This is a genomic window from Ornithinibacillus sp. FSL M8-0202 (genome assembly GCF_037975285.1).
Taxonomy (GTDB): domain Bacteria; phylum Bacillota; class Bacilli; order Bacillales; family Amphibacillaceae; genus Ornithinibacillus; species Ornithinibacillus massiliensis.
In genome coordinates this window covers 493,624-515,653 of sequence record NZ_CP150248.1, presented here as the reverse complement: position 1 = coordinate 515,653, position 22,030 = coordinate 493,624, and the positions used below count along the sequence as shown (strand labels likewise).

At 36.7% G+C, this 22,030-nt stretch carries 23 protein-coding genes; 16 read left to right on the top strand and 7 right to left on the bottom strand.

The window, feature by feature from the left end; genetic code table 11:
• Positions 1–39: 39 nt before the first annotated feature.
• The 7 genes from MKY78_RS02635 to MKY78_RS02605 all read left to right on the top strand — a co-directional run bounded on the left by MKY78_RS02635 (position 40) and on the right by MKY78_RS02605 (position 5,486).
• Positions 40–684, top strand: a complete 645-nt coding sequence (locus MKY78_RS02635) for a phosphatase PAP2 family protein (protein ID WP_339215964.1) — start codon at positions 40–42, stop codon at positions 682–684.
• A gap of 40 nt (positions 685–724) precedes the next feature.
• Positions 725–2,005 (top strand): MFS transporter, encoded by a 1,281-nt coding sequence (locus tag MKY78_RS02630; protein ID WP_339215962.1) that lies wholly within the window; start codon positions 725–727, stop codon positions 2,003–2,005.
• 13 nt (positions 2,006–2,018) lie between these two features.
• The gene (gene liaF, locus MKY78_RS02625) at positions 2,019–2,771 is read left to right on the top strand and encodes a cell wall-active antibiotics response protein LiaF (protein ID WP_339215960.1); all 753 of its coding nucleotides are present in this window, start codon (positions 2,019–2,021) and stop codon (positions 2,769–2,771) included.
• A 15-nt stretch (positions 2,772–2,786) separates the two neighbouring features.
• On the top strand, positions 2,787–3,824 hold the full coding sequence (locus tag MKY78_RS02620; protein WP_186869338.1) for a sensor histidine kinase: 1,038 nt from the start codon (positions 2,787–2,789) through the stop codon (positions 3,822–3,824).
• A 42-nt stretch (positions 3,825–3,866) separates the two neighbouring features.
• Complete coding sequence (locus MKY78_RS02615) at positions 3,867–4,505, top strand: response regulator transcription factor (RefSeq protein ID WP_186869339.1); 639 nt, start codon at positions 3,867–3,869, stop codon at positions 4,503–4,505.
• Between the two features lie 75 nt (positions 4,506–4,580).
• A complete protein-coding gene (locus MKY78_RS02610; RefSeq protein WP_339215958.1) occupies positions 4,581–5,006 on the top strand; it encodes a disulfide oxidoreductase in 426 nt (141 codons plus the stop codon).
• 3 nt (positions 5,007–5,009) lie between these two features.
• Positions 5,010–5,486 (top strand): thioredoxin family protein, encoded by a 477-nt coding sequence (locus MKY78_RS02605; RefSeq protein WP_186869341.1) that lies wholly within the window; start codon positions 5,010–5,012, stop codon positions 5,484–5,486.
• 148 nt (positions 5,487–5,634) lie between these two features.
• Here the strand turns inward: MKY78_RS02605 and MKY78_RS02600 are convergent, their stop codons facing one another.
• Positions 5,635–6,123, bottom strand: coding sequence for an antibiotic biosynthesis monooxygenase (locus tag MKY78_RS02600; RefSeq protein WP_186869342.1), 489 nt, complete (start codon positions 6,121–6,123; stop codon positions 5,635–5,637).
• 429 nt (positions 6,124–6,552) lie between these two features.
• On the opposite strand from MKY78_RS02600, the gene hemE reads away from it, so the two are divergent.
• From hemE to MKY78_RS02580, 4 genes are all read left to right on the top strand, one after another.
• Positions 6,553–7,581, top strand: coding sequence for a uroporphyrinogen decarboxylase (gene hemE / locus MKY78_RS02595; protein WP_339215955.1), 1,029 nt, complete (start codon positions 6,553–6,555; stop codon positions 7,579–7,581).
• A gap of 37 nt (positions 7,582–7,618) precedes the next feature.
• A complete protein-coding gene (gene hemH, locus MKY78_RS02590) occupies positions 7,619–8,554 on the top strand; it encodes a ferrochelatase (protein ID WP_339215953.1) in 936 nt (311 codons plus the stop codon).
• A complete protein-coding gene (hemY, locus tag MKY78_RS02585; RefSeq protein ID WP_339215951.1) occupies positions 8,554–9,957 on the top strand; it encodes a protoporphyrinogen oxidase in 1,404 nt (467 codons plus the stop codon). The genes hemH and hemY overlap by 1 nt, the downstream gene beginning before the upstream one ends.
• Before the next feature lie 225 nt (positions 9,958–10,182).
• Complete coding sequence (locus MKY78_RS02580; protein ID WP_339213384.1) at positions 10,183–11,841, top strand: IS1182 family transposase; 1,659 nt, start codon at positions 10,183–10,185, stop codon at positions 11,839–11,841.
• 25 nt (positions 11,842–11,866) lie between these two features.
• On the opposite strand, the gene pepF is transcribed toward MKY78_RS02580, so the two are convergent.
• Complete coding sequence (gene pepF / locus MKY78_RS02575; protein WP_339215949.1) at positions 11,867–13,681, bottom strand: oligoendopeptidase F; 1,815 nt, start codon at positions 13,679–13,681, stop codon at positions 11,867–11,869.
• 456 nt (positions 13,682–14,137) lie between these two features.
• Positions 14,138–14,266, bottom strand: a complete 129-nt coding sequence (gene yhfH / locus MKY78_RS02570) for a protein YhfH (RefSeq protein WP_186869347.1) — start codon at positions 14,264–14,266, stop codon at positions 14,138–14,140.
• Positions 14,267–14,367: 101 nt separating this feature from the next.
• Between yhfH and MKY78_RS02565 the strand changes: the two genes are divergently transcribed.
• From MKY78_RS02565 to MKY78_RS02555, 3 genes are all read left to right on the top strand, one after another.
• Positions 14,368–15,099, top strand: coding sequence for an MBL fold metallo-hydrolase (locus MKY78_RS02565; protein WP_339215947.1), 732 nt, complete (start codon positions 14,368–14,370; stop codon positions 15,097–15,099).
• A 79-nt stretch (positions 15,100–15,178) separates the two neighbouring features.
• On the top strand, positions 15,179–16,174 hold the full coding sequence (locus MKY78_RS02560) for a lipoate--protein ligase (RefSeq protein ID WP_339215945.1): 996 nt from the start codon (positions 15,179–15,181) through the stop codon (positions 16,172–16,174).
• A 110-nt stretch (positions 16,175–16,284) separates the two neighbouring features.
• On the top strand, positions 16,285–18,486 hold the full coding sequence (locus MKY78_RS02555; RefSeq protein ID WP_339215943.1) for a YhgE/Pip domain-containing protein: 2,202 nt from the start codon (positions 16,285–16,287) through the stop codon (positions 18,484–18,486).
• Positions 18,487–18,629: 143 nt separating this feature from the next.
• Here the strand turns inward: MKY78_RS02555 and pssA are convergent, their stop codons facing one another.
• Genes pssA through MKY78_RS02540 form a run of 3 tightly spaced genes read right to left on the bottom strand, consistent with a single transcriptional unit; the run spans position 18,630 to position 20,617 of the window.
• Positions 18,630–19,166, bottom strand: coding sequence for a CDP-diacylglycerol--serine O-phosphatidyltransferase (gene pssA, locus MKY78_RS02550; RefSeq protein WP_186869413.1), 537 nt, complete (start codon positions 19,164–19,166; stop codon positions 18,630–18,632).
• A gap of 42 nt (positions 19,167–19,208) precedes the next feature.
• Entirely contained in the window at positions 19,209–19,991 is a 783-nt protein-coding gene (locus MKY78_RS02545; protein ID WP_339215941.1) for a phosphatidylserine decarboxylase, read from the bottom strand.
• 11 nt (positions 19,992–20,002) lie between these two features.
• On the bottom strand, positions 20,003–20,617 hold the full coding sequence (locus MKY78_RS02540; RefSeq protein WP_339215939.1) for a DedA family protein: 615 nt from the start codon (positions 20,615–20,617) through the stop codon (positions 20,003–20,005).
• A gap of 235 nt (positions 20,618–20,852) precedes the next feature.
• On the opposite strand from MKY78_RS02540, the gene MKY78_RS02535 reads away from it, so the two are divergent.
• The gene (locus MKY78_RS02535; protein ID WP_339215938.1) at positions 20,853–21,005 is read left to right on the top strand and encodes a hypothetical protein; all 153 of its coding nucleotides are present in this window, start codon (positions 20,853–20,855) and stop codon (positions 21,003–21,005) included.
• A 120-nt stretch (positions 21,006–21,125) separates the two neighbouring features.
• The gene (locus tag MKY78_RS02530) at positions 21,126–21,647 is read left to right on the top strand and encodes a competence protein ComK (RefSeq protein ID WP_339215936.1); all 522 of its coding nucleotides are present in this window, start codon (positions 21,126–21,128) and stop codon (positions 21,645–21,647) included.
• Here the strand turns inward: MKY78_RS02530 and MKY78_RS02525 are convergent.
• Positions 21,595–21,984 (bottom strand): hypothetical protein, encoded by a 390-nt coding sequence (locus MKY78_RS02525; RefSeq protein WP_339215934.1) that lies wholly within the window; start codon positions 21,982–21,984, stop codon positions 21,595–21,597. The two genes, MKY78_RS02530 and MKY78_RS02525, sit on opposite strands and share 53 nt — an antisense overlap.
• Between the last annotated feature and the right edge of the window lie 46 nt (positions 21,985–22,030).

The following is a 22,030-nucleotide window of genomic DNA, read 5'->3' as shown; positions in this document are numbered from 1 at the left end:
TAAAACAATAGGAATTTATTAATCAGGAGGTTCTATTAATTGAAGAAGCGACATATTGTACAGGCTACTTTTTTAGGTGTCATGTTAGCCATTATAGGAGTTTGGATTGTAAGGATTGTTCGTGGAGAGTTACCGTTTGTTGATCAATGGACAAGAGCCCTCGTTGACACCTTTCCAGATACATTTATATATACGTTCTTTCGAGGTATAACTAACTTAGGATCCGAATCGTTTATGTATCCTTTGACCATTATTATTGCTGCGCTACTAATTATTTTATATCGTGATTGGTTACCTGGTGTATTATTTGGATTAGGTATCTACGCTACTCATTTACTAAACAAGCTAATGAAATATCTTGTAGCAAGAGAACGGCCAACGATTATGGAGGAGGCGAATGCAATTGGGGAGAGCTTTCCATCTGGACATGCGATGATTCCAATGGTTTGTTACGGATTACTAGCTTATTTCCTTGCTAAAAAAATTAAGTCATCTACTGTTGGATTATTTGTGCAGATTTTCTTTGCTTTATTAGTATTCTCAATTGGAATTAGCCGTTACATCATTAATGTGCACTATTTGACAGATATTGTAGCAGGCTTTGTCTTTGGATATTTATGCTTGTTAGGACTGATATATCTGTATGAATTCATACAACGGATCAGGACTCGGTCTCAAGACTGAGACAAAAGCGTTCTAGAGATGGTTTTCCCTTCTTCGAAAAATGACTAAGATAAAGATATCGAAAGTGGAGAAGGGAGCAATAGCTATGGATACGGTGGCTAAGCAAGAGGAATTAAAGAGTTCAATTTTTAAGAATCGTAATTTTGTACTTCTATTAATAAGTGCATTATTTTCATCACCAGGGTACTTTGTTTATTTAATTGGTGCAGAGTGGTTGATGTTAAACATAACCGATAATCGTTTTTATTTTGGTCTATTGTTTTTTGTAGCAGCTATCCCCAGATTGGTTTTGTTAGTTGTTGGTGGATTAATTGCTGATAGGGTGAATAAACGGACTATTCTTTTTTGGTCTGATTTTTCACGAGCGGTACTGATTGGCATATTAGTTATATTAATTTTAACGGATTCGGTAGCTATCTGGCATTTACTAGTTTTGTCTGGATTGTTTGGCATTTCGGATGCATTTAGTTATCCAGCTATGAATTCGTTAATCCCAACTTTATTAAAGGATGATCAATTGCAACGTGGCAATTCCTTTATCCAAATGACTTCGCAGATCAGTCCTATTCTTGGTCCAGCATTAGGTGGTACGCTGATTGCCCTATTAGGATTTGCAGGAGTATTTTCCGTAGCCTTTGGAATGTTGTTAGTCGCATCTATTGCTGTAATCTTTATTCGGGTGAAACTGGAAAAGCAAGAAGAGGAGAAGCATACACCGTTAACAGATTTAAAGGAAGGCTTTCACTATGCGCGGAAAAATGAGCTGGCCATTTCCGTTGTTGTCATAGCGTTATTTTTAAACTTATTCTTCTCCGGACCGATTGCAATTGGCATGCCGGTTATTGTGAAGGATGTGTTTGCAGGTAGTGCAGTGAGTCTAGCAACGATACAGACTTCAATGGGGATTGGGGCATTAACTGGCGCAATCCTTCTAGCAAGCTGGAAGCTTAAAAAACCAGGTAAAGTTGTAATAAGTAGCTTGATTAGTTTGGGAATTGTATTTAGTACAGTTGGACTTTCTGCAAATGTTTGGATGATGGCAGGTTTAGTTGCACTGATGGCGGTATTAACACAGATTATTAATATTCCTATCATTACTATGTTACAGCAATCAACAGATAAGAAAATGCTAGGTAGAATGATGAGTATGTTTATGACCGTATCGACAGGCCTGACCCCGGTTTCATATATCATCACATCCTCATTAATTGCTTTAGGTGTAAGTATTCAATGGATTATCGTCGTGTGTGGAATTATTATAACCCTTATAGCAGTCTATAACATAAGAAACAAAAAAATACTAGAATATCAATTAGTATAAGGGAGAGAAGGATATGAGAGTAGGATTCTTTCGATATATAATTGCTGCAGTATTAATCATTTGCGGCGTTATACTCGTGTTAGAAAATATTGGCATAACAGAATTAAGTACTAAGTATATGTGGGGGTACATTTTTCCATCCTTATTTGTACTAATCGGTCTAAAATGGATGATTGATCGGATGAGACATAAAGGAGGAAGTTGGGTATGGGGGTCCTTCTTCTTCATCTTTGGCTCCTTGCTCCTATTGGACAAATTTGATGTTATCGAATTTGCTTTTAAAGATGTATTTAAATTATGGCCATTATTAATTGTTTACTTCGGCTTTCTATTTATAGGAAAGTCATCTAAGCCTAAAGTGACGATTTACAATGGGGGATCAAAAGTTGAGAAAGATGATAATTACTCTTTTTTTTCAGTAGGAAATCATGAATTCAATCAACCGAACTGGAAGGTTGAGCCAACTACGGTGAAGACTTTAGCTGGCGATTTCTATTATGACTTTTCTAAAGCTTATATTCCAGAGAAGGAAATCCCGATTACGATTAGTTCTCTCGCTGGTGATGTTCATATTTTAGTTCCTGAAAATCTTGAGTTTCAAGTCTATGCTTCTGTTAAGGCGGGAGATATTGACATCGTTGGGCAATCAGTGGATGGTATTAATCGCTCCCTTAGTTATGTTACACCTAATTATGATTCTGCAACGAGAAAGATTAACTTAACATTGAAATTAAAGGCTGGCTCTATACGAGTGGATTATGTATAAGGGGGGGAGCGAAGGATGAAAAATCGCTTTTCAAGTATTCGCTTTAGCTATATCATTTCACATTTAAATGGGTTCTTCTTGACACTAATTACGATATTAGCTGTTTTGCTTTCTATTTATGTTTGGTTTAGCCCAGAGTGGCTTACATCGAATAGTATTTTTCTCTTTATTGGCCTATATTCCGTAATTGCTTTTGTTGTTTCTGTATACGTAGGATTTCGTTCTAGTGGAGACCTGAAGCAAAGGATGGATTATTTATCAGTGCTAATTACACAGCTGGCAAATGGAAACTATCAGTCGAAGATCTATTTTAATGAGGGAGACGAGCTCAATCGAATTGGGAATGAGTTAAATGAACTTGGAGAAAAGCTGCAAAACCAAGTAATATCCCTTCAGCGTTTAGCAGATGAGAAGGCGGAATTAGCAAAATCTGCTCATAAGTCGGCTGTTATTGAAGAAAGACAGCGAATTGCAAGGGATCTTCATGATGCTGTTAGCCAACAGCTTTTTGCTTTAACGATGATGTCGGAGGCTGCTATTAAACAGCTTGATTTAAATCCTAATGTCGCGAAGGAACAGATGACAGAGGTTGCCAATGCGGCTCACCAGGCACAGTCGGAGATGCGAGCATTATTACTTCATCTACGACCAGTGCATCTATCTGGCGATCCGTTACCGCGTGGAGTGAGCAAGTTAGTAGAGGAATTAAAGCAGAAATCACAAATTGATTTTCATTTAACAATAGATGATTCTTTAACCCTATCTGAGGCTACGGAAGAGCATGTATTCCGAATTATACAAGAATCGCTTTCTAATATTCTTCGCCATGCAAATGCAACAGAGGTGAAAATAGAGGTTATTAAACGGGGTAGGGAGCTCTTCTTACATATTGCTGACAATGGAATAGGATTCGACTTATCGAATGATAATGCCAAAAAGACTTCCTATGGACTTAAGACAATGAAGGAAAGATGTGAAGAGTTAGGTGGAAATTTTACTATTCGTTCGAATATCGATGAAGGAACCTATATCGATATCCGCATACCATGTTAATAATAGTAGAATTGAAATTAGAAAGAGTCAGGGGGATGACAAATGATTCGTGTTATGGTGGTAGATGACCATGAAATTGTTCGAAAGGGAATAATTGCTTACCTACAAACGGACCCAGAAATTGACGTAATCGGTCAAGCGAGTAGTGGTAATGAAGGAGCAAAGCTTATTCTTAAAGAAAAACCAGATGTCGTATTAATGGATTTAATGATGGATAATGGCACTGGAATTGATGCAACAAAGCTAGTAATGAAGGACTATCCAAGTTGTAAGATCATTATTCTGACAAGCTACTATGATGACCAACAAGTTTTTCCAGCGTTAGAGGCAGGGGCGTTTAGCTATATTTTAAAAACATCTTCAGCAGATGAAATAGTCGCCGCTATTAAGAAAGCGGCAAAAGGGGAAAATGTCATTGAACCGAAGGTAGCTAGTAAGATGATGACGAGCTTTAGAGGTACTTCTCGAAAACCGCATGATGAGTTAACCGAGAGAGAAATGGAAGTATTGCTTTGTATAGGCAATGGCATGACAAACCAAGAAATAAGTGATCATTTGTATATCGGCATCAAGACGGTCAAGACCCATGTAAGTAATATACTAGCTAAGTTGGATGTACATGACCGGACACAGGCAGCGGTGTATGTTCATAAAAACAATCTTTTATCAAAAGAGGGATAAGCCCTCTTTTTTGTTTTTTATACGAATTCCTAGTATAATACTAAGGAAATTAAAACGGTTAAGGAGAAACCTTACATGAAACTGACGAAGAAAAAGGAAAATATCCTTCTTGGTATTTGGGGAATATCTGTTATTGCGACATTAGGTAGCTTGTTTTTTTCAGAAATACTTGGCTATGAACCATGTAAGCTTTGTTGGTACCAACGAATCCTCATGTATCCACTTGTCATCATTTATGGTACAGCATTATTTAAAAAAGACGTGTCCATTGCTTTACCAGGTCTTATCTTAAGTGGAATAGGTATGTGTGTATCTACATATCATTATCTCATACAGAAATTACCTACATTAGAAGCTGGTGGGGCTTGCGGATTAGTTCCATGTAATTTTGAATATGTAAACTACTTAGGGTTTATTACCATTCCATTTATGGCAGGTACAGCATTTATCTTAATATTCGTGACACACTTATCTTTATTAAAACAATCCAGGGGGAAATAATCCATGCAAAAGAAAATGATCATTATTATAGCAGCAATTGTTGTGTTGTTTTTTGCGCTGTATTTCGTAATAGATTATAAGAATAATAAAGCGCTTGAAGGAAATAATCCGTACGGCAAGACAAATCTTGAACAAGCAACCATTGATCAATTAAATGATCCAAACTACCAAAATCAGATTGTACCAGAAGCACTTAATGAAAAAGTAGAAAATGGTGAATCTGTTACCGTTTATTACTACAGCCCAATCTGCGTCTACTGTAAGGCAACAACACCATATTTAGTTCCTTTAGCGGAAGAAATGGGTGTGGATATGGTCAAATTAAATCTATTAGAATTCTCTACTGAAGGGAACAAGTATGGAATTCAGTCAACTCCGACCCTTGTTCATTATGAGGATGGAAAAGAAGTAGCCCGTCTGGAAGGGCAGCAAGAGAAGGAAGTGTATGCTGCATTTTTTGAGGAGTATGTGCTGAAGTAAAGCAGCGGACTTATCGTTATGTAATCAAAAACACCCGAACTAATTCTTAATAGAACTAGTTCGGGTGTTTTTGGTAGATAAAAAAGTGTTTCCTGCCAGCATAAGTGTAACTAGCATAATTGCTAAAGAGAAATGAATGGGAGCTTTTCTAATCTCTTTCTATCATACTATAAGTAGTTACAAACGGTCGGTCGGCAAAGTATGCGGGAGGCTTTGTTTCTGCGTGTGCTTTTTGAAAGCCTTCTGAGTTTTTCCATCGTTCATAGCTTTCTGCTGAATCCCATTGTGTAAACACTATATATGTATTACTTGAGATAGGCTTTAGTAAACGAAAGGCCTGAAATCCTGGTTGGCTGTCTACCTCTTTTTGCCTTTTCTTAAAATTATCTTCAAATAATGGTCTGCCCTCATCTATTACAGGAATATTATTCATCACAACATAACCAGTTTCCGCTATATCGCCAGATTGAACAATTACGTCATACTCTCTTCCTGCTTGAAAGATTTTTTGGTCTGTTCCCTCATAATAGGCAACATCATTCGATGGGCCATTCATAAAGTGAAAATGAACTGCTGGGTATTTTTTAGCGAGTTTAATTAGAAAATCAATCGTTCCATTGGTTAAGTAGGCTTTCATAGGAAAAACTCCTTTTCAAATTATCTATAATAATTATTAAAAAGTAATTCTTATTACTTTAAGTTTAGAAGAAATATCTATATAATAGTGATTGTTGGAACGTGAGGATTGTTCGTTATGATCTATTTTACCGTATAATGAATGGAATTATAACCGAATCTGCTCAAAATATTAGTCTGTTCCGGACGATATAGATTACTAACGACTATATTCGACATATATTTCCCAGGTAATAATTCGCTGTACGTTGTTTCCCTTGAAAATGGGGCATTTGAATCATGTTAAAATTAGACAAATTGATGACAATAGCCCCTTCTTTCTATACTTATTATGTCGAAATAGGTATAGTAGAGAAGGAAACTAATGGATAGTTAATTATTATTTTATTACTACTTAATAAGGACTGGATAGATCCAAAAGGGTGAGAAAATGAAGCTAAATGATACGATTATTCGCGCGTATAAAGGCGAAGAAACAGATTACACACCTGCATGGTTTATGAGACAAGCAGGTAGATCACAACCTGAATATAGAAAGCTTAAAGAAAAGTATTCTCTATTCGAGATAACACATCGACCAGAAGTGTGTGCCTATGTGACAAGACTTCCTGTTGAACAATATAATGTCGATGCTGCAATACTGTATAAAGATATCATGTCCCCATTACCGGCATTAGGTGTTGATGTCGAAATTAAATCTGGTATTGGTCCGGTTATTGGGAACCCGATTAAAACGATTGAAGATGTAGAAAAACTGGGAATAATCAATCCTGAAGCAGATGTTCCATATGTATTGGAAACGATACGATTGTTAACTGAAGAACAGTTAACCGTACCATTAATTGGATTTAGTGGTGCACCATTCACTTTGGCTAGTTATTTAATTGAAGGGGGACCTTCTAAAAATTACGGTAAAACAAAAGCATTTATGTACGCAAATCCTGATGCTTGGTTTGCTTTAATGGATAAATTAGCTGACATGACAATTACGTATGTAAAAGCGCAAATTAGTGCTGGTGCTAAAGCTATTCAAATTTTTGATTCTTGGGTGGGAGCTTTAAATGCTCGCGATTACCGAATCTATATTAAACCAGTTATGACGCGAATTTTTGCAGAATTGCAAAACGAAGAAGTACCACTTATTATGTTCGGTGTTGGTGCAAGTCATTTACTATTGGAGTGGAACGATTTACCACTTGATGTCATTGGGTTAGACTGGAGAACTTCGATTAAAGAAGCAAGAGAATTAGGGGTAACAAAGGTATTGCAAGGTAACTTAGATCCGGCAATTCTACTTGCGGATTGGGATACTATTGAAGCTAGAACAAAAGAGATTCTAGACCAATCTATGGAAGATGGCCATCACGTGTTTAACCTAGGACATGGTGTAACACCTGATATAAATCCAGAAACATTAAGGAGATTATCTGATTTAATTCATTCGTATTCAAAGCGATAACATTTGAACCAAAACTTTCATGAAGAGGTGTAGGAAAATGGAAAGAAAGAAAATAGGACTTTTAGTAATGGCGTATGGAACTCCATATAAAGAGGAGGATATTGAACCATACTACACGCATATTCGTCATGGTAGAAAGCCTTCTGAAGAAGCGTTACAAGACTTAAAAGATCGTTACAAAGCTATCGGAGGGACTTCTCCATTAGCTAGAATTACAGAGGAACAGACAAAAGCATTAGAAGCTAAACTAAATGAAAGCCAAGACGAGTATGAATTCAAAGCTTACATCGGTTTAAAACATATTACACCATTTATTGAAGATGCTGTTGCTGAAATGGCTAAGGATGGTATTAAAGAAGCAGTATCCATTGTATTAGCACCACATTACTCTACTTTTAGTGTTAAGTCATATAATACACGTGCTAGTGAAGAAGCGGAAAAACATGGTATTTCCATTAAAGCAGTTGAAAGCTGGTATGATGCTCCTGGATTTATTCAATATTGGGCAGAACAGATTAATGGAGAATATGCAAAAATGTCTGATGACGAACGTGAAAAAGCAGTACTTATTGTTTCTGCACATAGCCTTCCAGAGAAAATTTTACAAAACGGTGATCCATACCCAGAACAATTAGCGGAAACAGCGAGATTTATTTCCGAAAAAGCAGGAATCAAAAATTACGAACTTGGATGGCAAAGTGAAGGGAATACACCAGATCCTTGGCTGGGACCAGATGTTCAGGATTTAACAAGAGCACTATATAAAGAGAAAGGCTATCGTGCATTTGTATATGCACCAGTTGGATTTATCGCTGATCACTTAGAAGTTCTTTACGATAATGACTATGAATGTAAAGTAGTATGTGATGAATTAGGAGCAAGCTATTTCCGCCCAGCTATGCCTAATACACATCCTTTATTTATTGAGACGTTAGCAGGTGTTGTACAAGAACGAGTAAAGCGTGATGCGTAATGAATAAGCAAACAATCGTGATAATAGGCGGTGGGATAACAGGGTTATCCGCTGCCTATTATTTACAAAAAGCGATAAGAGAGAAGGATTTACCATATCAGGTTCGATTGGTAGAGGCAAGTAGTCGTGTGGGTGGAAAAATAAACACGTTAAAGCGTGATGGCTTTATCATTGAACGTGGTGCAGATTCTATGATTGCTAGAAAGAAGCCCGGTGTTAAGTTAGTAGAAGAGCTTGGATTAAAAGACGAGATGATCCGAAACGGAACAGGGCAGTCCTATATTCTCGTGCAAGGGAAGCTACATAAAATGCCAAAGGGCGCTTTTATGGGAGTACCGAAGCAAATCGGACCATTTTTACGTTCAGGTCTTGTATCGCCTACTGGAAAGATACGTGCTTTGCTTGATTTGGTAAAGGCTAAAGGGCCAGAACAGCCAGATCAATCACTAGGTTCTTTGCTCAGACGCCGTTTTGGAAATGAGTTAGTTGATAATGAAATTGAACCTTTACTATCAGGCATTTATTCAGGTGATATTGATGAAATGAGCTTAATGGCTACCTTTCCTAACTTTTATCAATTGGAGCAAAAGTATGGTAGTTTAATAAAAGGATTAAAACAAACGGTACCAAATCCACCAAAAACAACTGGCAAAACACCGGGTGCGTTTTTCTCCTTTAAAGATGGGCTGCAAACGATAGTAGATAAATTAGTAGAAAAACTAGATGAAAACACCATTTTACTTGATTCGATTGTGGATCACATTGAGAAAAAGGATACAGGCTATCACGTATTGCTGGACAGTGGGGATGTAATCAAGGCTGTTAGTGTTATTACGACAACGCCACATCAAACATTACCGAAGATGTTTAGCCAATTTAATTTCCTCAAGCCATTTGATGATGTTCCAGCTAGCTCGGTAGCTAACGTAGCAATGGCCTTTGATCAGTCAGCAATTAAGCAGGATATCGATGGTACAGGATTTGTCGTTTCAAGAAATAGTGATTTCCGTATTACCGCGTGTACATGGACACATAAGAAGTGGCCATCCAGTACACCGGAAGGAAAAGCATTGATTCGTTGTTATGTTGGTCGACCACATGATCAAGAAGTTGTAGATTTACCGGACGAGGAATTAGTTCAACTCGTTTTAAACGATTTAAATAAAACGATGAATATTACAGCTGAACCAGAATTTAGTGTGATTTCTAGATGGAAAAATATCATGCCACAATATACTGTTGGTCATATAGAGAGAATTGAAAAGGCCCGTCAAGAGGCAAGTGAACAACTTCCAGGAGTATATTTTGCGGGTAGTTCCTTTGAAGGCGTTGGTATTCCGGATTGTATTGACCAAGCGGAAAAGGCAGTTCATCAAGTAATCGATTTTCTGCAAACTAAATAAAATGGAAAGGGGCACTTGTTATTTTAGCAAGTCCCTTTTGTACAAAAAAAGAGGCTGGGACAAAACCCCAGTAAATTAATATAAGCATGGTCCTTACCAACGTTTTAACGGTAAGGACCATGCTTATTATTTTTTGCACGCAATTTTCTGATATTAAAGTAAACAAAAAGGACACCATCTGATAAAATTAAAGTACGACCAATAACTTTTTTCGGAGGTGTCCTTATGTCGTATTATAACATGAAACAAGTTGTATTACCTATGGATTTGGAAGTTAGATTAAAAGAAAATGACATTGCCTTTGCCATTAATGATTTAGTAGAAAGTATTCCAGAAAGTGCTCTTGAACCACTTAGAAAAGATACAGGTCGTCCGCCATATGCTTCGCGGATGATGTTGAAAATTATCCTTTGTGGTTATACGCAGTCTGCCTTTTCGGGCAGGAAGATTGAAGCCTTATTAGAAGATAGTGTACGAATGATGTGGTTATCTCAGGAGCATCAACCAAGTTACAGAACGATTAATCGCTTTCGTGTGCACCCATTAGCGAAAGGGTTATTACGTGAGTGCTTTGTACAGTTTCGATCTCAGTTGGTAAAGGAAGAAGTAATTGAAGAAGAGGCTATTTTTATTGATGGCACAAAGATTGAAGCCAATGCGAATAAATTCACATTTGTATGGCGAAAATCGGTTGAAAATTATAGTGAAAAACTAATTGAAAAGTCCAATCAAATGTACGATGAGTTAATTGAGAAGCGAATCATTCCTGAAATAGAACGGGACGATTTCGAAGAGCTTTCGGTTGAAGAAATGAAAGAAATTGTGGAAAAACTGAGTGAAAAAATTGAAGCATACGACAAGGAAATTGAAGCGAGTGACGTTGGTGTTGAGCGGAAACAGCTTCGTTCCGAGCGAAAAGCACCAAAACAATATCGTAAGCAATTTGAAGATTTTATTGAGCGGAAACAAAATTATCAAAAGGATATGGAGATTTTTGAAGACCGCCATAGTTACTCAAAAACAGATCATGATGCCACATTTATGCGGATGAAAGATGACTATATGGGAAACGGACAACTGAAGGCTGGATATAATATTCAAGTTGCGACGGAAGGCCAATATGCGCTCGCTTATGATGTGTTTCCAAATCCAACCGACACCCGTACGTTGATTCCCTTTTTGAATACGATTGAAGAACGCTTCTTTGAACTACCTAAATATATCGTGGCAGACGCAGGGTATGGTAGTGAACAAAACTATGAAGATATTATGAATAATAGAAATAGAACACCTCTTATTACATATAATCAGTATCGAAAGGAGAAGAAAAGAAAACACAAAAACAATGCTTTTCATGTAGACAATTGGGAATACAATGAAGAGGATGATGCATTCATTTGTCCGAATGGAAAGAAATTATTATTCAGCCATGTGTCCCATCGAACCGACAAATACGGATTTAAACGCGAATTTAAAGTCTATGAATGCGAAGATTGTTCCGGATGCCCTTTACGCTCCATGTGTACAAAGGCGAAAGAGGGAAACAATCGAAAAGTATATCTCAATGAAAAGTGGGAATCTCAAAAAGAATACGTCAGGGAGAAGCTTTCAGACGAGAAAACTGGTGAAATTTACGGTAAACGTAAAATCGATGTGGAGCCAGTCTTCGGATTTCTGAAGGCTAATTTGGGTTTCACTCGAATGTCTGTTAGAGGAAAAGAGAAAGTGATAAATGAATTAGGATTTGCGCTTATGGCGGTAAACTTGAGGAAGTATACCGCCAAAATGGGTAAATCTAGTTTAGGAAATGGAAATGATTTCAAAAAACTGGTTCCAAGCAATTTTCAATCGCTTAGAACCAGTTTTTTATTACTTTCTGGCTAGTTTTGTCCCAGCCTCTTTTTTACTATTATTCATAACTCTTTTCAAGTTCATCTACTAAGGAACCAACAAAGGCGACTGCTTCACGGATGGCATCTGGCTTAGACATGTCGACACCAGCTTTCTTGATTAAATCTAGTGGTTTTAATGTTCCTCCGGCTTTCAGCACTTCTAACCAACTATCTACAGCAGGTTTGCCTTCTTCTTGAATTCGTTTTGCTACTGCAGTAGATACGGTTAATCCGGCAGAATACGTATATGGATATAGCCCCATGTAATAATGAGGTTGACGCATCCAAGTAAGTCCAGCCCCTTCATCCAATGTAACAGCATCACCCCAGAAGTTTTCAAGTGCTTCGTGTTTTTGTTGTGTTAGTACACTGGCAGTGAGTGGAGTACCTGCCTCTGCTAATGCATATACACGACGTTGGTATTCTCCTTCTAATAAGTGTGTTACAAAGTTATGGTAGTACGTACCTAATAATTGTGTAATAACCCATCGCTTCATGCGTTTATCATCTGTAGAGCGCATTAAATGATTAGCTAATAGTAATTCATTAATCGTCGATGGTGCTTCTACAAAGTAAGTAGAAGGTCTAGTATTAAATAAGGATTGGTATTTACCTGCAAGGTAGAAATGTCCTGCATGTCCTAGTTCGTGTGCTAATACGAATGCTCCTCGCATCGTGTCAGTCCAAGTAATCAGGATATAAGGGTGAACACCATATGGACTTGAACAGAACGCCCCTGTTGCCTTGCCAACATTATCAGCTAAGTCTACCCAACGGTCGTTAAGACCTTTTTCCATTATTTCTGTATATTCAGGTCCCATCACTTTTAAAGCCTCTAAAATAACTGATTTTGCTTCTTCATACGTTGTTTTTGGATTGAATTCCGGATCAAGAGGTGCTTTTAAATCACTGTATCTCATTTCATCAAGGCCTAGTTTTTCTTTTTTCAATTTAGCAAAGCGGCGCATATGTGGCGCTAGCTCTTCTTGAATGACATTTAGCTGATTTTCATACATTTCTTTCGTTACTTGTTGCGGTGCTAGTAGCATGTCTGTTACAGATTCATAATGGCGTAGTCGAGACATGGTTACTTGTTTCGTTATTTCTGTAGCATAGGTTGCTGCAAAGGTATTTTTATATTGATTTAATGTTTTAGTGAAAGAGTCATATGCATCACGACGCAGCTTAGTGCTTGCTTCTAATTCATAGCGGTCTTCATATAATGCTGCAGACATTGGTAATTCATTACCATCTTCGTCTTGGATAGAGTCAAATACCATGTCACTTGCTTTACTACGAGAGTAGATCATATAAGGAGCATCATGTACTTCACCTAGTGCAGCTAATGTTTCTTCAATTTCAGGTGCTAATGTATGTGGTTTGTCTTCTAAAATATCATCCAGCATCTTCTTATAAAGCTGAAGTGCTTGTTCTTCATTCAAAAATTGTTCGATTTGTCCTTCTGGTAAAGCTAGAAGTTCAGATTGTACGAAGGATAATTTTGCACCGATAGAAGCTCCGGCCGAAGAAACTCTTGCAGAATCACGTTGGTTAGCTGGATCACTCCCATCAGCACTGGACTTCAGGCTAGCATATGTAAATACGCGAACCAAACGCTCACGGTATTTTTCTAGTGTTGTAAGACAGTTTAATAATGTTTTTGCATCATTTCCTAGCTTACCCTTATACTTGGTAACTTCCGTGATATCAGCTTGTACAGCTAGTAGTTCTTTTTCCCAATCCTCAAATGTTGGGAATAAGTCGGTTAAGTTCCATTTTTGCTCCTCAGGTACTTCAGAGCGTAGTAGTCTTTTAGCTTGAGTTGTTGTCATAATACAATCCCCTTCCTTGAAAAATATTTCGGTAGTCTAAATATTATAATACAAAAATTACTAGAAGGATATGATTTAGTTGTAATTTTTTAAAAATTTATTAGGAAATTATGCTCCTAATTTTAGTTGAGGGGAAAACTTAAGGCGATAAGGCATGCTCCAAAGGTGAAAATTTCGGATAGTTAAATAGAATGAGAGAAGGAAGCATCTAGCTTAAATTAATGAATAGAAGTGTTCAATTAATTACGTGGGACAAGAATTTAAGTTAATTAAAGGAATAGAAGAGGTAATCAATGAGAAATCATCTTCTCCTCCCGAGGATTGAGAGAAATTCAACTGGTATAAAGTCATTACCATCTGTCTAAATAAGTAAAAAAATACAGCTATCTATTAATAGCTGTGCAAAAGTTGTTTCCTATCTTTTTTAAGATTACAATGGAGAGGAAAGTAGATAATTTATCGTGCTGGGTGATCGCAATCCTCACAAATGGAGATGTAACAATCTGCCTGTTCGGTTATTTCTAGACCACATTTCTGACACTTTTTCTTTGGTAGGTTTCGGAAAAACTCAAGCACACTGATCAATGAGGGTTCCTCCTTTTCCTTTATTAACTATATTGTATTATAACAGTATTCACAAGGTCAATACTGTGTTACAACAAAATATAATTATGAGGTGATCAAACATGAAGTTAACGGTAATTGGTTATTGGGGTGGGTTCCCTGCTCCTGGTAGTGCAACTTCTTCTTATTTATTAGAAAAAGATGGCTTTTCTTTATTAATTGATGTAGGAAGTGGAGCCTTATCTAGATTACAACAATTTAAACATGTGCTAGATATTGATGCGGTTATACTTTCTCATTATCACCATGATCATGTAGCGGATATAGGGGTGTTACAATATGCTTGGTTAGTACAGTCTTATGTAGTGGGAAACAAGGATATTTTGCCAATATATGCACACATAGAAGATAAAGAAGGCTTTGAAAAACTAACCCATGAGTTTACGGAAGGCATTGCGTATAATCCAACTGAAACATTAACAGTAGGTCCATTCCAGATTGATTTCTTAAAGACAAAGCATCCTGTACCATGTTATGGCATGAGAATTACGGACGGAGAAAAGGTTTTAGTCTATACTGCGGATACTAGCTTCCAGGAGAAATGGATTTCATTTAGTAGGGATGCAGATGTGCTTATTACGGATTGTAATTTTTATGAGGATCAGGACGGGTCACAGGCTGGTCATATGACAAGTAAAGAGGGTGCAACTATCGCGAGGGAAGCTAATGTAAAAGAATTAATATTGAGTCATCTGCCTCAATATGGAAACAGACAAGAATTAGTGGAGCAGGCTAGTAAGGTATTTCCTGGAAGTATTCAACTAGCGGAAGAAGGGCTTACATGGGGGAAGTAATCACTTTTTATTGCCTTGAAAATCTTTTTTCGATAAACTAATATTTGGAAATGAACTAACTATTTAGGAGGGGTCTACGATGAAATTTATCGATAATCACGGTATAACCGATCCAATGATTAACTTAGCTATTGAAGAATATATATTGCAAAATTTTGGGGAGAAGGATACATATTTATTATTTTACATTAACAAGCCTTCTATCATTATCGGAAGAAATCAGAACACGATTGAAGAGATTAATACCGATTATGTGGAAGAAAATAATATTAAAGTAGTTCGTCGCCTTTCTGGTGGAGGAGCAGTTTACCATGACGAACAGAACTTGAACTTCAGTTTCATCACCAAGGATGATGGGGAAAGCTTCCATAACTTTGCGAAGTTTTTAAAACCGGTTATTGAAGTGTTGAATGAACTTGGTGTTCCAGCTGAACTACAAGGTAGAAACGATGTAGTCGTTGAGGGACGTAAAATTTCCGGAAATGCGATGTTCTCTACCAGAGGTCGTATGTTTAGCCATGGTACATTGATGCTTGATTCTGAAATAGAAAATGTAGTAAAAGCACTTAAAGTTAAAAAAGAAAAAATCGAATCAAAAGGAATTAAGTCCATTCGCAGTCGTGTTGCAAACATCTCTGAATTCCTTGATGAGAAAATTACAATGGAAGAATTTAAGGAGCGTATTTTAAAACACGTATTCCAAGTGGAAGATGTAAACGATGTTCCTCGTTATGAATTGACCGAGGAGGATTGGGAGAATATCCATAAGATCTCTGAAGAGCGTTATCAGAAATGGGAATGGAACTATGGGAAATCGCCGGCATTCAATGTACAAGCATCTCATAAATTCCCTTCAGGTCTACTTGATGTACGTTTTGATGTGAAAAAAGGAGTTATTAAAAATTGTAAGATTTATGGAGATTTCTTCGGTTTAGGTGAAATTAAAGATCTTGAGGATAAGCTAATTGGTGTTCGTCATGAAAAGCAGGCGATAGAAGAAGCGCTTGAAAATGTTGATGTTGAGCATTATCTTGGGAGAATAACAAAGGAAGATCTCATTAATTTACTGTATTAATTCAGAGACCGGCTCACCTTGTGGGCTGGTTTTTTACGTAATTCTTAGTATTTCTGTTATGAAGTTGCTATAATTCTTATATTACTTCTTTAGAATAGGACGATGAACATATGAAGTCTACTTGGAACATTTTTTGGAATGATATAAAAAATATAGGAACAAATTGGGTGGCAGCGATTTTGATTGGTGGTTTAATATTATTACCTTCTCTATATGCATGGTTTAATATTAGTGCTTCCTTTGACCCATATGGTCATACGGATCAAATTCCGGTTGGTGTAGTGAATTTGGATGAAGGTGCTACTGTACGAGATGAAACAATCCATATTGGGGATGACTTAGTAGAATCTTTAAAAGAAAACAAGTCCCTAGATTGGCATTTTGTTGATAAAGATAAGGCTATGGAGAAGTTAGAGTATGGGGATTATTTTGCAGTCATTGTAATCCCAGAGGACTTTTCTGAAAGCCTTGGTACCGTGATTGAGCCTGAACCGAAAAAGGCTAATGTCGAATACTATGTTAATGAAAAAATTAATGCCATTGCACCAAAAATAACCGAAAAAGGTGCCAGTGTAATCGTACAAGAAATTAGCAGTAATTTTATTTCTACAGTTAATGGGATTATTTTTGAAAAGTTTAATGATCTCGGAATTGAACTGGAAGAAAATTTACCGGATATTGAACGATTTGAGGATTACATTTTTACGCTAGAAGAGAACTTACCTGACATTCACAGAATACTATCTGAAACAATAGATGATTCGGACGCCGCTAAACAATTAATCGATAAAGCCCAGGGGCTTATACCGAAAGTAGAAGAGTCAACAACTAGTGGCTTGGAAACAATTGATCAAACAACGGAATTTCTTCAAGAAGCAGAAGATCGATTAAATGAGGTAGCACCAAAAATAGATGAGGAATTAGAACATATTCAGCAAATGATTACGGATACGAATGAGTTTGTTCGTACATTCGATTCGACTAATCTTGATCTAAACGAAGGAAATCCGTTAGATAGTGATAGGGCGATTGGACAAATTGATGATATGATTCAATCGGTTCAAGCCGTAGAAGAAGCACTACGCGAGCTTCAACAGCAGGGTGATGATAATGGTGACCAACAAGAAGATGAGCAACCAGACGGTGGAAGCAATCAAGAAATAATAGAGCGAGCATTGATTGAACTAGAAAATATGGAACAAAATTTAGTTCAACTTCAGGAGCAAATGCAGGAATCACAATCATTCTTAACTAGTAAGCAGGAAGAAATCGATCGTATTGTCGATACGCTCAAGAATCGTACGGAAACTGTTAATGAGCAGATTGATGAATTCGTGAGCTATTATAAAGAAACAATCGAGCCTACCGTACAGGAAGAAGTATCCCGAGCTAAGCAGACACTTACAGAGGCTAGAGAGATTCTGGTAGAGATTCAAACAACCATTCCTGAAGTGGAACAAATGTTGTCTAGAACAGATGCTAATTTGTCGGAAGGTCAGGATATGTTACATTATGTAAGTAATGAGTTTCCTTATGTCAATGATAAAGTGAAGGAAATCGCTGAACGAATTCGTGACCTTCAAGCTGATACCGATATGGATGACATAATACAACTACTGCAAAATGACCCAGAAGCAGAACGAGGTTTCTTTGCAGAGCCTGTTGTATTAAATGAAAATAAATTATTTCCGATTCCAAATTACGGAACGGGTATGACACCATTTTATACCGTATTATCCATATGGGTAGGTGGCTTGTTACTAATTTCACTGTTGTCGACAGATATTCATCATCATAGAGAAGCGTTTACTGGAAGACAAATTTATTTCGGTAGATTGCTTACATTTATGAGTATTGGATTTTTACAGACGATTATTGTGACGTTGGGAGATAATTTATTACTCAAAGTAACCGTAAGTGAGCCGATTTGGTTTATTCTGTTTGGGCTGTTGTGTAGTGCAGTATTTATCACGATTGTTTATACGCTAGTCTCTGTATTTGGAGATGTTGGAAAGGCTATGGCTATTGTATTACTTGTTTTACAAATTGCAGGATCAGGTGGAACATACCCAGTAGTACTTTTACCTGAATTTTTCCAGGCAATTAACCCGTTTTTACCATTTACGTATGCTATTGATTTAATGCGTGAAGCGGTGGGGGGAATTGTTTGGAGACGTGCCTTCCATGATATCTTATTCCTGTTATTATTTGGCTGTATCGCTATTGTTTTAGGTGGTTTTCTTAAAGAAACGATTAATAAACATTCGAATAAACTAAAGGAAAAATCTAAGAAATCCGGATTGTTTCATTAGGAGGAGTAGATTAGCTAGACCTTGAGTAATAACTATATAAATTAAGTAAAAAACCCGGACTCATTCAAATTCTAGGGGTAGAATTTGAATGAGTCCGGGTTTATATTTTCTATCGTAAAAACCATTTTAATAAACATCTGTTCTTACATCTTTGGAATACGTACATTACTAACCATTAATATGCTTAAAATCAAGGTTAATAATACAAAGAAATTGGTTGGTAAAACGCCTGCGAAAAAGGAACCTAACACCATTATAATTCCAGCAACCGTAGTAGGAACACCATAAAATGCCCCGTCAAATTCTTTTACATTAAAGCGTGCAAGGCGAATTGCACCAGTTAGGATATAAAGGGTTACAATTAGCATGCCTAATTCTGGTAATCTCTCCTGGAAGACCATGTAGTATATTAAGACAGCAGGCGCAATGCCAAAGGAGACAAGATCACTGAGGGAATCTAATTGTTTCCCGAATTCCGATTCAATATTAAGTTTCCTCGCAACAATACCGTCAAAACGGTCAAAGAACGCTGCTAATATAATAAAAAACTGACTCAAATGAGTAAATCCTCTAAACACCAGTATCGTAGCTATTATTCCATAACTAATATTAAGTAATGTAAGGCAATTTGCCGTTTGTGATCGTAATTTTAAATTTTCAATTCTTTTGATAAGAAACATAGTAACCTCCATAATGATTTAATTTCCTGTCAACTTCCTAAGTCAGAGAATCCATTCACCAATCGATTCTCCTACCTTCACTTCAGAATCCGTGTGAATCTTAGAGTGAAAGGAGTCGTTTTTCTCTATAAATAATACAACGGTGGAACCGAAGGAAAAATAACCTAATTCTTCTCCTTTTAAACAGGTTTCAGAAGAATGATAGAGTTGAATACTATTAATATTTAATGCACCAACTTTTACTACAGCTACTCTACCAAATCTAGTTGAAAGCTCGGATATTATTCGATAGTTAGTAGAGAGTGGATTATTTCCATATTTCATTCCTAAGTTATTGACAGGGAATGATTTTTCCCCTAAGGCGTACCGTGAAACTAATGTTCCATCCACTGGGTAATGAATACGATGGTAGTGACTAGGGGATAGATATAGTACGTAAAAATAGCCATCTTTATATCTATCGGCCTTTTTTACATCTCCAAAAATTTCACTCGCACTGTATGGTCGATTCTTGATAGAAAAAGTGTAATCCGAGCTTACTCTACCGAAATCACTTATTACCGCATCTACAGGTGAGATTAATGTATTTGGGGATGGGTCTATTGGTCGTACATTCTCCTTTAAACTACGAGTAAAAAATGAATGCAAGTTTTTATAATGTGAAATAGGGTATTTCATTTCTTGCGTGTCTATTCCATAAATTTTAGAAAATGGACCGATTAATGGTCTGCTTAATGGCGATTTTGTAAATGATTTTAGTACGGTAGAACTTATAGGATTACCTGTTAGTTCTACAAGCGATTTTAAGAGCGTTTTTTTTAACATAATAGATTCCTTTACCTTTTATTAACCATATATGAATTTTTTCTGCGATTATAATAAAAAATACCAATGCCTAGAAGAATTAGAATAACAGTAATTGGAAGTAGGTTCCACATGTGTTTATGAATGAAAACAAATACAACATTCCAATTACTCCCTAGTTGGTTACCTAATACGATAAATGTAGTTACCCAAATAACGGCTCCACTATAAGCAAACAAAGCGAAACGTCTAAATGGAAAGTTGGAGATTCCACCGATATATGCTGCTACATGTCTTACTCCCGGAACGAAATAGCAGATTACTAGGACAAATGATCCGAACCGATTAAATAATCTATTCGTTCGATTAATCATCTTTTCATTGATAAAGAATTTCGAGCCAAATTTTCTTAGGAAGGGTTCTCCCAATTTAATACCAAGAAAATAACTGATGGTAATACCGCACACTGCTCCGGAGAGCGCTGCTATATATGTTAATGCATAGTCCATATTCCCTAATGAGATGACGTATCCAAGATAGGTTAGTAACACCTCATCTGGTACAGGTAGCCCAATAATTCCTAAGGTTAATAGAATGAATATGGCTATGTAGCCATATTGATTAATGAAATCAAGCCAATTTTCCATAAGTATCCCGCTTTCTTTTCTCTCTCTAAAGCATCAAATTTTAAGGTTTATGTATTAATTATACTATATTGGTCAAGTTTATATAAGATGAGTCGATGAATTTATAAAATTTTGTACGGTAGGGAACGTCTTATATGCCTGTTAGAAGGCAGCTTTTAAAACGGTTTAAAATGGAATTGTACCGTGTGAGGCGTATAGAAATTATCCATACTAGTAGAAAAAGGAGGACATGACAGTGAAAAAGAGAAAGAAAAGTCCAGAGTTAGAGACTTTTACATTATTAAATCCTAATTTCTTGTTACCTGCAGAGGAAAGCCACGTGGAAACAAATCAAGAAAAATCATTCTCAGATGGAAATATTTCTGAAAGTCTTCCAAATGAGGAATAAAAAGTGACTAATATTGTATTTTGTTGAAACTTGTCGCTAGTATGTTTCAATTTATTAAAAAATCTGTTAAATTAAATGTAGCCTCACCCTTTCATCTAAATATGAAAGGATGATTAAATAATGAATATGGAAGAATTGTATTCCCCATTACATGAAATTACTCCATTAACCTTAGCGGTTGTTGCTAAGCAGGATGAAGCTGGAAATGTTCGTACCTATGTTCTTGAGGAAGAAACGGAATATACGGTGAAACAATCTCCAAGTAAGCTTATCGATTATGCTTGCCGATTCTTTGGCTCAAGTCTCAAAGGCAGACAGGATGGAACTAGAGATATTTGTGGTATAACACATAAAGCGCCAATTTCAATCGATCCTTCTAGCGGCATGTACTTCTTTCCTACGACATCACCCACCAATGCAAAATGCTCGTGGATTGCCCATTCCCATATTGATTATGTAACACGTACAAGGGATAAAACTGATATCGTGTTTAAAAATGGGAAAAAACTGAGTCTTGATGCTTCTTATGGCTCCGTCATGAATCAAATTCATCGTACGGCACAATTTCGGTATCAATTAGACAACCGAATCAAGCATTTGCAGCTGCATAAGACTGGCCCTCGGCCAAAGCCTTCAACATAATGTCCTGTACAATTTCCTCAACTTTTTTTCGTATAGCCGGGTTAAAGTAATTTCGCTTTTCTTCTTTTCCTCTACATAAAAAGAGATAGGAGGAAAAAGAGTCATTTTTATTAATTAGCATTACTTGGAGCTTTTTCGCTTCCATTTTTCTCCGTAATTGTCTACGTTCGTCAAGTGCATTTGCATTCATCTTTTCTAAGAGCTGTATATATGGTTCTTTTATTTTGAAGGCACCCTTTTGGATGTGCTGAATATCCTGCTGAATTACGACAATTGCCATCGAAAGAAAAAGAAAGCGTGAAGCGATTTGTAATTCTTCATCTGTTAGATAGCGCATAAATCTCCCTCCGAATAAGAACGTTTGTTCTTATTATACGCCAATG